This window comes from Propionispira raffinosivorans DSM 20765 (assembly GCF_000381065.1).
Taxonomy (GTDB): domain Bacteria; phylum Bacillota; class Negativicutes; order Selenomonadales; family Selenomonadaceae; genus Propionispira; species Propionispira raffinosivorans.
In genome coordinates, this window is record NZ_KB905843.1 from 138,000 (window position 1) to 150,810 (window position 12,811).

Here is a 12,811-nt window from a genome sequence, read left to right on the forward strand (position 1 = left end):
GTTCTATTTTTTCTGAAAACGTCGGCTAATCTTGATGAACTGCTCCCTCTAGCCACTGCGTATGAAAAATCCCCTTTGTATCGGTTCTTTCATACGTATGAGCGCCAAAATAATCTCGCTGGGCTTGAATCATATTGGCACTTAATACCAACTGTCGATAGCTGTCGTAATAGTCTAAGGAGGCACTAAAGGCTGGTGCCGGAATGCCTTGCTGTTTACAGATCGTGGTCACCAAACGCCAGTTATCCTGCATTCGGCTCAAGATATCCTGGAAAAATGGATCCATCATAAGATTGGTCAACTTAGCATTTTTCACAAAAGCCGCTTTGATCCGATCTAAGAATTGAGCCCGAATAATACAGCCGCCCCGCCATAGCAGCGCCATATCGCCATAATTCAAATCCCATTTATATTCAGCACTTGCGGCCTTTAGCAAAGCAAAACCTTGCGCATAAGAACAAATTTTTGATGCATACAGCGCATCATGAATGGCCTGAATCAATTTTTTGTGATCACCCGTATAGTGGATTTCAGGACCTATTAAAACAGTTGATGCAGCTATGCGTTCATCCTTATACGAAGACATGCATCTGGCAAAGACAGCCTCCGTAATGGTCGGTACCGGAACGCCAAGATCCAGGGCACTTTGTGAAGTCCATTTACCTGTTCCTTTTTGTCCGGCTTTATCTAAAATCATCTCGAGCAACGGTCTACCTGTTTTTTCATCTTGCTTCAAGAAGATGTCACGTGTGATCTCAATGAGATAAGAATTCAGTTCTCCCTGATTCCATTCATCAAAAACCTGATACATTTCAGCCGCTGTTAAGCCTAAAACTTTTTTCATAATGTAATAGGCTTCACTGATTAACTGCATATCTCCATATTCGATGCCATTATGCACCATTTTCACATAATGGCCAGCTCCGCCTTGACCAATATACGCACAACAGGGTCCATCCATTACCTGAGCAGCAATCGTCCGATAAATAGGAGCAGCTTCCTCATAAGCTGAAAGATCACCACCCGGCATGAGGCTAGGTCCATTAAGAGCCCCTTCTTCACCGCCAGAAACCCCCATACCAATAAACCGAATCTGTTTATCAGCCAATTCACTATAACGGCGCTGGGTGTCCATGAAGAACGAATTTCCCCCATCAATAATAATGTCGCCTGCTTCTAAATAAGGAACAAGTTCAGAAATGACAGCATCCACTGGTGCACCCGCTTTTACCATCAGCATAACCTTGCGCGGTTTTTTAAGCATTTTGATAAAATTTGGAATTGTGTAGGCTGCCCCAATCATATCCGATACAGCTGTTGTATGTTTAAATTCATCTGTTTTACCAGCTGTCCGATTGTAAACAGCAACAGCAAAACCATGATTGCTCATATTCAAAACCAAATTCTGCCCCATGACAGCTAAACCAATCAGCCCGATATCATATTTTTTATCCATACCATCCACCTCTATTTTTTTATTCTATAAACTTCAAGAAATAAGCTGAGCTGCTGCTTGATCAAGCAGCCAAATCAACTGGCCTGTTAGCGGTTGAATACGCTGAGCTGGATAATTTAATTCTGTCGAAACAGGTTTTAAAATTTGTTTTACCATTTCTGCCTTTTCTTTTCCAGTTACCATAAAACAGACAAGACCCGCCCGGTTTAAAACAGGAAAAGTCAATGTAATTCGTTCCGGCCCCGGCACTTTTGTTTTAGACGGACAAACCCAGCGGGTCTCTTCATTTAAGGCATCTGATCCAGGAAATAGAGAGGCTGTATGTCCATCTGGGCCCAAGCCTAGTAAAATAAGATCAATTTGCGGCCATGAATCCGGAAAAAATTGTTTAAGAACTTCTTCATATTTTTCTGCTGATTCTATAGGCGTTTCCGCAAACGGAATTGGGAAAATATTTTCTTCGGGAATTGGCACGTAACGCAGTAAACTTTCCCGTGCCATTTTTTGATTGCTCTGGGCATCATCCGCAGGAACAAAACGTTCATCGCCCCAAAAGACAAAAATTCGCTGCCAATCTAATTTTTCATGCCACTCTTTTTTCGCAATCTCTTCAAATAATCGGCGCGGCGTGGAACCGCCAGAAAGAGCCACTGAAAAACGGCCTCTTGCCACAATCGCTTTTTGCGCTTCTTCCACAAATAAATTTGCTCCAGCCACACATAATTCATTCATATTTTGATAAATTTTATTCAACAGAACAACCTCCTCGTTTCGGTTCAAAAGAAATTGGTAAAAGCCACGTACGTCTATCTTGTGCAACTAAACTTTCCGCTTCAGGCGGCCCCCATTGCCCCGCTTGATAATTTGGGAAATTAAGTTCCGTATTTTCGCTCCACACCTCTAAGATTGGATCGATTACACTCCATGCAGCTTCAACCTGATCCGCTCGCATAAACAGCCCCGGATCATTACGCATGATATCCACCAGCAATGTTTCATACGCATCCGGTGATGCCTGATGAAATACATCTTGATAACAATAACTCATATCAACTGGTTTCAATTTCATCCCCATTCCCGGTTCTTTGGCCTGAGTTCTAAGAACCACCCCTTCATTCGGTTCAATTTGCAGCACTAAACGATTTGGCTGAAAAACCTGCGTATTTAAATGAGCAAACGGATGATGCGGCACTGGTCTAAATTGCAGTGAAATCTCCGAAACACGACCAGGCATACATTTACCAGTCCGCAAATAAAAAGGAACGCCTTGCCAACGCCAGTTATCCACAAATAATTTCAAAGCTGCAAAGGTTTCAGTATTAGAATTAATATCGACATCTTTTTCACAGCGATAGGCTTGCGCTGGCTGTCCATCCATCCAGCCTTGTCCATATTGCCCCCGAACGGCAAAAGCCGGAACGTCTGCTTTATTAATAGCTCGAATTGCATGCATGACATCTACTTTTTTGTTGCGAATTTGATCCGCTGTAAATTCCGTAGGTGCTTCCATAGCAATTAAGCACAAAAGCTGCATCAAATGATTTTGTATCATATCCCGCAAAGCACCGGCTGAATCATAATACCGGCCGCGACGACCAATACCAATTTTTTCCGATACGGTAATTTGCACATGATCAATGAAATTTCGATTCCAAATAGGCTCCCACATGGCATTGCCAAAACGGAATGCCAAAATATTCTGCACGGTTTCTTTGCCTAGATAATGATCAATCCGATAAATCTGCTTTTCTTCAAAAACTTGCAGTAATCGTTGATTTAAAGCTTTAGCTGAATGCAAATCATGGCCAAATGGTTTTTCAATGACAATACGATAGCGGATATCACCCTGAAGTTCCGAAAAGCGTCCTAACTGATCAATAACAATGGTAAATAAATTGGGCGGTGTCGCTAGATAAAAGACAATATTGGGTGGTGTTTCCCATCCAGTATCACCAAGTTTCGTCAAGCGATCATACAGCGTTGGTTCATCATAGCTCGACTGTATATAATGAAGATGCTCCGCAAAAGCATCCCATTCCTGGTCCTTGGCAGGTCCCCGCCGAGAATATTGATCAACACCCTGCCGAAAGCGCTCGCGAAGCGTTTCCTCAGTCAGAGAACTTCTCGCTACACCAACAATTGCATACTGCTGTGGCAATAAACCATCAAGATGCAAATTATATAAAGCAGGAATTACCTTGCGTGCTGACAAATCACCCGACGCTCCAAATAAAACAATAATGACTGGCTCCATCTGCGAAGATTTATTCATATGAAACTCTCCTTTATTCCCTTTGTAAGATAAAATTTTTTGCTAATCAATAATAATTATTATATAGTTTTATTTTAACACTTTGCTAATTTTATGCAAGAGCAACTTTACAAAGGCTGTATATTAATGCTCTGCCAATTGTTCGAAACAACATACTTGATTCCGTCCATTCTTTTTCCCTTTATACACGGCAATATCTGCATTTTTAATTACTTCATCCAAGCTAAGCCCGTCTTTGTACATAGCAATCCCTAAAGTCATCGTCGCTTTCAACGGTGTTTTTTTACAAACAAATGCATGTTCCTCTATACCACTCCGCAGCAGTTCAGCAATTTCAATCGCCTGTATTAACGTTGTTTTTGGCAAAAATACTAAAAATTCTTCACCACCCCAACGAGAAACACAGTCTTGCTTACGAACTACTTGCTGCATAATCATAGCAGTATCTTTTAGAACTAAATCGCCGCAATCATGTCCATATTCATCGTTTATTTTTTTAAAATAATCCAGATCCATCATAACAATGGCAAACCCATCATATTTAGTCCCGAAATTTTCTATTTCCGTTTCAATTTGTTGTATAATAAATTTCCTGTTATATAACCCTGTTAAAAAATCGGTCTGAGCAGAAAGCTCCATCTGTTCTTTCGCTTTTGCGAGTTCTGTATTTCTTCGTTCCAATTCTTGCGTTCGTTCAACAACTTTATTTTCTAAATGATTGATCAGTACTTCTAATTCCTCTGCCATTTTATTAAATGCTGACCCTAACTTACCAACCTCATCGCGTTTGGATATATTGGCTCGCTTCGAAAAATCACCTAACCCATATTCTTCCGTAATAGAAATCAATTCATAAATCGGCCTTAAATATTGATCTATTTTTTTTGTCCAGATCACAATTGCAATGATAATCGTCAAAACAGATAAAAATACCGAAAAAATAATACTTTGCTTAAGTTCAACAATAGAATGATCTTCTGGCATCGCCATAATAATCAACCAATTTAAACCGTTTTTTTTCAATTCAGATATTTTGATATACCATTGTCCTTTTGTCGTATCTTCCATAAACTCAGGTTTTTCATCCTCATGATAGTTTTCCAGCGCTGTGTGAATAATTTTATTTTTAATCTGCATACTGTCGATTCGATCAATCGTCCCTGCCTGATCTACAACAAAATTTGATTCATCTTCGGTATTGGCAACCAGTTCGCCGGAATTTTTTTCTACGATATAAGCAATCGCATTTTTGTCACGGACTACTTCTTTTAGCTTCTGGTTCATTTCTGATAAAAGAATATGAGTTCCCATAACTCCCATTAAGTCGCCCGTTACATTATAAATAGGATACGAAGCTGAAAGTGCCAGATCGTGCATAATAAAATGTTTATACACAGGAGAAAAGATTGGTTTATGTGTTTGTTCGGCAAGTTGATACCAGCTTCTAGTCCGCGGATCAAATGCACCTAATGTCAATCGCAATTCACCTTCACTAAAATCATCATTTGCCGCATAATATTTTGAATGCCCTTGTGTCGTTTTATCGCTTTTCATAAATTCTAACTGATTTTCGTGATTGCGCCTTACACCATAATACTCACCCGTGCGAGTCCCATAGCTGAAACTATACACATTTAAGGGTGCCGTTTGCATAACTCCTGAAAAAAAGTCCTCTCGATTATTTGCACTATTTATATCAACAAGACCGCTTTTAATAAACAAACTATTCCTTTCATTCATATCTAAAGGAATTGTAATGAAATTTTCTATTTCATGTATAATAGCATCGTTCGCTTCTTCCTGAATTTTCATAACCATATCATCAATCGACAATTTCCAATAATAAAAAGCAATAAAACTCACCACTGCAATCATCATCGTCATAAGAATAATAAATAAATAACGAATTTGATTTTTCATCGATCGTTGATATGTCTCCATGCTTTCACAACTTCCTCCCTAAAGATCCAATAATCTTGTATGTAAGTCAGTTAATAAGCCATGTTACTCGTAATTTTACGAAACGCGCCAACTCGTTATTTTTTTAATCCGTTCATATAGTACTAACAAAGTAAATCTTCTCTATTAAAAAGAAAATACCTCTAAATAAACTCATATGCTTTAGCCGAAAATTTCTATAAAATATAAATTTGCATACTAAAAAGGACTTTGGGCAAAACCCAAAGTCCTAGATGTTTAAATTATGGCGGAGTGGGAGAGGTTCGAACTCTCGCACGCTTGCGCGTCTAACGATTTAGCAAACCGTCCTCTTCAGCCACTTGAGTACCACTCCATGATACGAATCATATTTATAAAAAAATGGCGGAGAGGGTGGGATTCGAACCCACGGTTCCTTGCGGAATCACTGGTTTTCAAGACCAGCTCCTTAAACCACTCGGACACCTCTCCGTAACGTACTATAACATTATACCAAATTTTATTTTTATTTGTCAAATTTTTATTTAAAATATTTTTTCAACTTAATTATTTGCCATAAATAACCTATGATAGCTCAAGCAATGCGTCTTATCTCGATTTTTTTTACTTATTCCTCTAAATTTATCTTTATTTTTTGTAAAATTTTCATTAAATGACTTGAAATCTGATATTCTAGCAGAAGATATATTGACTAATGCCTGCTCAGGGAGTAATATTTTAATGTAATCTATGAAATATCAAAGGTTGGTGAGAAAAATGGACGCAGACCACCCTAGTTCGCGGTCTAAGTTAAAAACAAAAAAATATCGCCGAATTTCGTCATTTTTCTTGCTATTTTTTGCTTTTTAGCAGAATGATGACTGATTTTCTTTGCGAAGGGAGCAGTTATACACTATGCTAAAAATATATAAGTCATTAGAAAGTGGTCCATTGCAGGAACTTAGTTTAAAAACTCTCGAAAAAGGTTCTTGGATCAATATTATCGCCCCAACCCCTTATGAATTAAAAGTCGTAGGAAATTTGACTGAAGTAGAACCTGACTTTTTGAAATCAGCCCTAGATGATGAAGAACGTTCTCATACCGATGTTGAAGATAATTGTGTTATGGTTTTAACAAATGTACCTGTAATGCGTGGACGCGACAGTTACGATACTTTACCATTGGCTATTATTGTCACCACTGATTATGTCATCACCGTATGTTTAGAAGATACGCCTGTTATTTCAGAATTTAATGAAACAACATCCAGAACCTTCCGTACATACAAAAAATCGCGGTTTTTATTTCAGATTCTCTATAAATCAGCAACTTTTTATTTACGGTATCTACGGCAAATGAATAAAATCTCTGATGAAATAGAACAAAAGCTGCGTAATTCTATGAAAAATCGAGAAATACTGCGCTTATTGGAGCTGCAAAAAGGATTGACCTATTTTAATGCAGCACTTCGTTCCAATGGGGCCGTACTTGACAAACTTTTACGCTTATGTTCGAATCATAATGTACAAGCTTTTTTAAAAATGTATGAAGAAGATGAGGATCTGTTAGAAGATGTCATTATCGAAAATAAACAGGCCAAAGAGATGGTTGAAATGTATAGTAAAATCCTCTCGCGGCTTGCTGATACATTCTCCTCAATCATCTCCAATAACTTGAATTTGGTTATGAAGTTTTTAGCATCCATGACTATCATGCTGGCAATTCCAACTGTGATTTCAAGTTTTTTTGGCATGAATGTTGATATTCCATTCGCTTCAGCTGGCCCCAACGGATTCCTGTACGTCTCAATTATTGCCATAGTACTGACTTCGCTTTGTGCGTTTGTCTTATGGCGCAAAGATATGTTTTAGAAAATAGGTGATTTTTATGAGTGTTATGGTAGCAGCCGAATTAAAAGTCGGCACTATTTATGGCGATACAATGAACCAAGAATATGTTTATATGCCTGCCAGTGAGATTGGTCTCGCTGAACCGGTCTGCATATTTGAAAAAAGTGCCGTGCGGCAAGATATTAGTCTGACCGAAGCGCTCACGCTTGTTCGGAAACTAAGCCTCAAACCTGCCTGTCATCCTCGTTTTGGCAGATCATCCTGCTAATATGCCGACACAAAACAAAGGGAGTCGATTGTTATGCTTGCTGTTTCTTCCTCCGAATTTTTAAATGAATTTACGATTTATGCCAATAAAGCGCATGATGAAAAAGAAGTTTTTATCATTCAGCGTGCCAATGATAAAAATGCCGTTTTACTCTCACTAGCTGAATATAATGAATTAAAAAGGCAGCTTTTCCTATTGCAAAAAAATAATAATACAACTAAATAAAGCATAAAAAACTGGCTCCACTATTAAGAGGAGCCAGTTTTTTTATGCATATTCTAAAATTTTAACGTAAAACTTACGTGACCTTGGACCATCGAATTCACAGAAATAAACACCCTGCCATGTACCAAGAATTAACTTTCCCTGATCTATGATCATTGTGACACTACTGCCAATCGATCCCGCCTTAAGATGGGCGGTTGTATTTCCTTCCGCATGTTTGTACTCCAGGCGGTCTGGATACATCTTGCTCATAGCAAATAACATATCTTCAACTACATCAGGATCAGCATTTTCATTAATTGTAATCCCCGCTGTTGTATGTGGACAAAAAACAATACACATCCCGTCCTGAATACCGCTTTTACGCAGTGCAGTTCGTACTTGGCCAGTTATATTAATATAATCTTCCCGCGGTGTCTCCAATTGAAATTCATAAATCATGATCCCTGCCCCTTTCAATCTGATACAATCGTTTATTTCTTCACAAGGCGTAGCCGTGTCCGAGTCGGCACAACATCTTCTGTTGTCACCTGTTTAGGATGTTTTGTCGCATATTGTCCAACATTCACCAGTAAGCCGATTCCTACCATATTAATAATTAAGGATGTCCCGCCATAACTGATAAAGGGTAAAGGTACACCAACAACCGGCAAGATCCCGCTTACCATAGCAATATTGGCCACACTTTGTCCAACAATTAGGATCAGCACGCCGCTGACAATCATCTTACCAAACCCATCCTGCACTTGGTTCGCAATTTTCCCGCCGTAAAAAGTCAAAAGGGAAAGTAAAAAAATTAAAAAAATCGCACCTAGATAGCCATTTTCCTGACAGAAAATCGCAAAAGCAAAATCAGTATGTGCTTCTGGTAAATAAGAGTATTTTCCGGTCCCCTCACCTAATCCTACACCGAAAAAGCCGCCTGATCCAATTGCGGACATCGATTGCACTGTTTGATAGCCTTGATTTTGCTGGTAAGGCCAGGGATCAATCCATGCCTTCATGCGTTCAAGTCGATACGGCTGTAAAATCGTCAGACCAATTATAATCAAAACGACCGGCACTATTAAAATACCGAGCCACTTCCATTCCAGCCCTGCTAAAACATGCAATATCAAGGGAATACCAAATACAAGTGCCGCTGTTCCCAAATCTGGCTGTAATTCAATCAATGCTGACAAAACTAGCAGCATAAACATTGGTGTCGTAAATACACGAATTTCCAGTTTTTTATCAATTCGCGGACCTAAATAAGCCGCAGCCATTAAAATAGAAACCAATTTTGCGAGTTCTGATGGTTGAAACTGCATCACTACGAGATTCAACCATCTTTTAGACCCATTCACTTCCACACCAACGATCAACACCAACACTAACGCGATAAGAGTAACCGCAAACAACAACGGCACGCCCCCTCGCCAACGACGGTAATCTACTTTGATTGTAAAAACCAGTGCTGTAATTCCAACTGTCAGACTAATCAAATGCCGTGTCAGAAAATAGTAAGGATTATGAAACTGCGTTCCCGCTAGAACAAAGCTAGCACTAAATACATTGATTGTCCCAATAACAATCAATATGCTCATAATCACTAATACCGCTTCCGTATTGTTCACCCAAAATTTTTGACGTGGCATATATAAGCCTCCAATTTCCATCCACTCTCAGCCTTTAAACTCACTTAAAATGAAACTTCACAACGGTTTATTTTTTCACCGAATCCACTAAATTTACGTTCATATTCAGTCATAATATTATCGGTCATACCACTATTGTGCAAATCAAAAGTCAATGCATCCACTTTTAAATGTGCCAATTCAAATTGTTCTAACGAAAAATCAAATAATGGACGATTATCTGTTTTAAAAAAAAGTTTTCCATGTTCTTTTAACAATTTACGATATTTCGCTAAGAAATCAATATGTGTCAAGCGGCGTTTCGCATGGCGGGATTTTGGCCACGGATCACAAAAGTTCACAAAAAAACGATCAATTTCATTTTCGCCGAAGATTCCTTCAATATTATTAATATCAAAAACAAGCAGTTTGACATTTGTAAGATTCAACTCTTTAACTTTTTTTGCCGCATAATAAAGGACATCCTGCTGCGCTTCAATTCCAATAAAATTAAGTTCTGGATAACGCAGTGCCATCTGGCTGATAAAAGTTCCTTTACCAATGCCAAGTTCCACTTGAATGGGTGCCTGCCTCCCAAACAGATCACACCATTTTCCTTTTTCGGCCTCGCCGATTTTGGCTTCATCAATATAAACAAAATCACTGAAATCCAAAATTGCCTCATCAATCCAAGGCTTTTTCCTTAAACGCAAAATCCTCTATCCCCTTTAATTATGATTTTTCTAATCCATATTTTTTCAGATAACGATACAATGTCACACGACTTACATTCAGCAGATTTGCCAATCGACTTACATTGCCACCAGCAGCCTGCCAAGCTTTCACAAAAACATCGCGATCTTCTTTCCATTTGTTATCCGGTTTGATATCCCCCATCAAATTGATATCATCTGGGCAAATCACATCATCTTTCGTATTGAAAAATGCATACTCCAAAACACCCTGCATTTGTTTGATATTACCTGGCCAATCATAATTTTTTAAAACTTCTGCCGTTTCTGGCAAAATTACTTTTTCTTTCATTTGATGCTGCAATGCCAATTCACTAACAATATGTTCCGCCAGCACAGGGATATCTTCACGGCGACTTCTAAGTGCTGGTACACGTATCACACTTTTAGCCACAATTTCATAGAGCGTTTTGTCAAATAATCCACGCTCGGTAAGACGTTTTAAATCGCTGTCACAGGCAGCGATAATGCGCACATCAATCGTGCGTTCTACACGTTCACCAATACGATACATCTGCTGTGAAAGTAATGCCTTGGCTAAAGTAACAGCTAATGGTTTCGGTATTTTTTCAATTTCATCCATAAAGAGCGTTCCACCATTAGCCAGTTCGAGCTTCCCCTGATGGCTGACCTCTGGTGTCAAGGATACACCAAACAATTCTTGTTCTAAAAGTTCCGGCGTTGCATCACCGCACCGAACTGAAATAAGTGGGCCAGCAGCTCGAGCACTGGCTTGATGTATGCCATGCGCCATCCTCTGTTTACCAGTCCCTGACTCACCTTGCAGCAATATATGATTTTTGTTACGTGCTACACGTGCCGCTTTTTCCTTCATCGCGCCAAACAAAGAGCCTTCTCCGACCATAGAACTCAAACTATATTTCGCAGTATAGCCTGCGGCATGTGCTACCAAAGTTCGCAGATCTTCAATTGGCATTGATACCGCGACCACACTGCTCACAGCCTGATCCAGATCGCGTTCAAGCGGCACAACCGTTGTAATATCTTCGTAGGTTTTTGCTTTTGTAATCCAAGTTACTTCTTTATTATAAGATGGTACGCCACTAAAACCTTTATAAATTGGTGTATGTCGATAATTCAGCACTACATCATTTAGATTCATGAACGGACTATCTTTTTTATGTGCACCGATACCCGCCAAGCGGCTTAATCCCAGCTTGTTAGCATAGGCTACATCGCCGCCTGGCATCACATGATACACTGCAAATGGCGTCGAATCCAAAATCGCTTCCTGTGCTTTTAAACGCAGCGACAAGCTAAGATGTGTTTCTAGTGCATGCTTCATCGTCAGCATCAACGAAATCACTGCATCTTGTGGCAAGGTTTCATGTTCAACAGAAACAAGTGTAATAATATATACGAGCTCTCCATTTACAAGAATCGGTGCCGAACAAGCATCTCCCAATTGACATTCTTCTACCCACATTTCCGGTCCAAAAAGCCAAAATGGCATTTTATGTTCATGGGCTATACTAATACTCGATGTGCCAACATCAGCAATCCCGACCTGTACGCCTTCGATTTCTCCTGGTGTTTTTTGATAAAACGGCAGCGAATAACTCTTTAATACATTGCAGTCTGCGTCAATCAAGAGCAGACTCAAATTGTATTTTTGAAAAAACTCTCTAATTTCCTCACTAAATTGACTGAGATAGTCAATTGCATTTTTATGTTTTTTCTGATATTCAGTAAAAACGGCGTTGTCTAAACGATTTTGCGTGGACATTGTTTTTGTTCCCACCTGGTATTGTCTGCTCTTTTGCCAAGATTGAGCAACCCACGGATGAACATTCGGATCAAGAATACCTTCTTCCTGATACTTTTTATAATAGGATTCCAGCTTTGTCCTACTACGTTGTTCTCTAATCATGTATTTTCCTCCTACCAACGTGAAACTATAATTTAATGGAACGATCTATAATACGATTTTCCATCAGCCATCGCTCTTTGAACTTTTTTTACATTGAAAAGCAGCCGAGCTTTACACGAATAAAATGATTTCCAGCTATCTTTTTTCCGCAAATTGTGTTTCACGCATACTTGTGTATATTACATTGTACCAATCATTTATCCCAGTGGCAATTCATTCACGAAAAAAGTTTACAAAAAAACGTGTAAAATCACTTTTTCAGCATTCCAGCAAACACTTTTTTCGAAATAAACTTATATTTACTTATATATTATTGATTTTAAACTTATAATTGCTTATAATATAAGCATGTTGTAAGTAAGGAGTATGATTCATATGTCGCAAGAGGAACGTTTGTCGATTATTCTTAATTATCTAAAAACACACAAAGAAATGTCAATCCAAACAATTTGCCATCAATTATCAATCTCGCGTACAATAGCAAGAAGTGACATTTTGAAACTGTTAGAACAAAAACAAGTCGTCGTAAATAAAAACCATATCCATATATTATAGAAAAGAGG

The 12,811-nt window shown here is 38.8% G+C and carries 12 protein-coding genes and 2 tRNA genes; 4 read left to right on the forward strand and 10 right to left on the reverse strand.

The window, feature by feature from the left end:
* Positions 1-25: 25 nt before the first annotated feature.
* The 6 genes from gndA to F606_RS0105685 all read right to left on the reverse strand — a co-directional run bounded on the left by gndA (position 26) and on the right by F606_RS0105685 (position 6,137).
* A complete protein-coding gene (gene gndA, locus F606_RS0105660; RefSeq protein ID WP_019552908.1) occupies positions 26-1,456 on the reverse strand; it encodes an NADP-dependent phosphogluconate dehydrogenase in 1,431 nt (476 codons plus the stop codon).
* A gap of 33 nt (positions 1,457-1,489) precedes the next feature.
* Positions 1,490-2,209 (reverse strand): 6-phosphogluconolactonase, encoded by a 720-nt coding sequence (gene pgl / locus F606_RS0105665; protein ID WP_019552909.1) that lies wholly within the window; start codon positions 2,207-2,209, stop codon positions 1,490-1,492.
* Positions 2,202-3,728 (reverse strand): glucose-6-phosphate dehydrogenase, encoded by a 1,527-nt coding sequence (gene zwf, locus F606_RS0105670; RefSeq protein WP_019552910.1) that lies wholly within the window; start codon positions 3,726-3,728, stop codon positions 2,202-2,204. Before zwf ends, pgl begins: the two co-directional genes overlap by 8 nt.
* A gap of 123 nt (positions 3,729-3,851) precedes the next feature.
* The gene (locus F606_RS20680; RefSeq protein WP_019552911.1) at positions 3,852-5,669 is read right to left on the reverse strand and encodes a diguanylate cyclase; all 1,818 of its coding nucleotides are present in this window, start codon (positions 5,667-5,669) and stop codon (positions 3,852-3,854) included.
* Positions 5,670-5,932: 263 nt separating this feature from the next.
* Positions 5,933-6,021 (reverse strand) — tRNA-Ser (locus F606_RS0105680).
* Positions 6,022-6,048: 27 nt separating this feature from the next.
* Positions 6,049-6,137 (reverse strand) — tRNA-Ser (locus F606_RS0105685).
* 423 nt (positions 6,138-6,560) lie between these two features.
* Between F606_RS0105685 and F606_RS0105690 the strand changes: the two genes are divergently transcribed.
* Genes F606_RS0105690 through F606_RS0105700 form a run of 3 tightly spaced genes read left to right on the forward strand, consistent with a single transcriptional unit; the run spans position 6,561 to position 7,989 of the window.
* Complete coding sequence (locus F606_RS0105690; RefSeq protein WP_019552912.1) at positions 6,561-7,517, forward strand: magnesium transporter CorA family protein; 957 nt, start codon at positions 6,561-6,563, stop codon at positions 7,515-7,517.
* A 16-nt stretch (positions 7,518-7,533) separates the two neighbouring features.
* Positions 7,534-7,764: a hypothetical protein gene (locus F606_RS0105695; RefSeq protein ID WP_019552913.1), complete on the forward strand. Its 231-nt coding sequence runs from the start codon at positions 7,534-7,536 to the stop codon at positions 7,762-7,764.
* A 33-nt stretch (positions 7,765-7,797) separates the two neighbouring features.
* On the forward strand, positions 7,798-7,989 hold the full coding sequence (locus F606_RS0105700; protein ID WP_019552914.1) for a type II toxin-antitoxin system Phd/YefM family antitoxin: 192 nt from the start codon (positions 7,798-7,800) through the stop codon (positions 7,987-7,989).
* 42 nt (positions 7,990-8,031) lie between these two features.
* Here F606_RS0105700 and F606_RS0105705 read toward each other — a convergent pair whose 3' ends face one another.
* The 4 genes from F606_RS0105705 to F606_RS0105720 are packed head-to-tail and all read right to left on the reverse strand — an operon-like array spanning position 8,032 to position 12,248.
* Positions 8,032-8,430, reverse strand: coding sequence for a secondary thiamine-phosphate synthase enzyme YjbQ (locus F606_RS0105705; protein ID WP_019552915.1), 399 nt, complete (start codon positions 8,428-8,430; stop codon positions 8,032-8,034).
* A 32-nt stretch (positions 8,431-8,462) separates the two neighbouring features.
* On the reverse strand, positions 8,463-9,626 hold the full coding sequence (locus tag F606_RS0105710; protein WP_019552916.1) for an FtsW/RodA/SpoVE family cell cycle protein: 1,164 nt from the start codon (positions 9,624-9,626) through the stop codon (positions 8,463-8,465).
* A 44-nt stretch (positions 9,627-9,670) separates the two neighbouring features.
* Entirely contained in the window at positions 9,671-10,318 is a 648-nt protein-coding gene (trmB, locus tag F606_RS0105715; protein ID WP_019552917.1) for a tRNA (guanosine(46)-N7)-methyltransferase TrmB, read from the reverse strand.
* 19 nt (positions 10,319-10,337) lie between these two features.
* Positions 10,338-12,248: a sigma 54-interacting transcriptional regulator gene (locus F606_RS0105720; protein WP_019552918.1), complete on the reverse strand. Its 1,911-nt coding sequence runs from the start codon at positions 12,246-12,248 to the stop codon at positions 10,338-10,340.
* Positions 12,249-12,623: 375 nt separating this feature from the next.
* Between F606_RS0105720 and F606_RS0105725 the strand changes: the two genes are divergently transcribed.
* On the forward strand, positions 12,624-12,803 hold the full coding sequence (locus F606_RS0105725) for a DeoR family transcriptional regulator (RefSeq protein WP_019552919.1): 180 nt from the start codon (positions 12,624-12,626) through the stop codon (positions 12,801-12,803).
* The last annotated feature ends 8 nt before the right edge of the window (positions 12,804-12,811 follow it).